1 protein-coding gene is annotated in these 590 nt (G+C 41.5%); it reads right to left on the reverse strand.

Annotation, left to right across the window (positions count from 1 at the left end; genetic code table 11):
* Nucleotides 1-479: hypothetical protein (locus A3739_RS30775; protein WP_231877035.1), on the reverse strand; the 479-nt coding region annotated here is incomplete at its 3' end.
* Between the last annotated feature and the right edge of the window lie 111 nt (nucleotides 480-590).

A 590-nucleotide genomic window follows, 5' to 3' on the forward strand; every position in this document is an offset into this window, starting at 1 on the left:
CCGATAAAACCCAGTGCCAGCAATATTATTCCTGTTCGGCCAGTTAATATTACAGATATAACAATAAGCAAAAGCGCCAAGGAGACAATCCACAGCGGCCTTTTTATTTGCTTTAACGCAATAAGATAGAGAAGAATAAACCCTCCGGAAGCCTGCACTAGAGACAACGTAGCGCTTGCGGAGTGAGTTAGCCCCCTCGAACGTATTAGGGCAGATAAGCCTTTCACATTACTTTCCTCTGCTGGTACGAGGAAAGCAGCTAATTCCTTAAAACTAGGTGAAACAAAGTAAATTACAACAAACAATGCCTGTAAAGCGATCACATCAACAAGAAGACAAAGCAATCGACTGCCTTGAACTTGATGGTAGTTCAAGTAACCAACGAGTAACAGAGTCCCTACAACCCCCTCAATAAGAAATAATGCCGAGGCAATCATTATTGAAAAATTGTTGGCATTGCTAACATTAGTTATGGCCACACACCAAAGCGTGAAAAAAGAAAATCCAAGTACGAGGTAAACATAGTTTGTAGGCGAACTACCTCGTTGCTTTAACGACCATATACCTGAATAGAAGATAAGGAGGAACGC

Source organism: Oleiphilus sp. HI0067 (assembly GCF_001635735.1).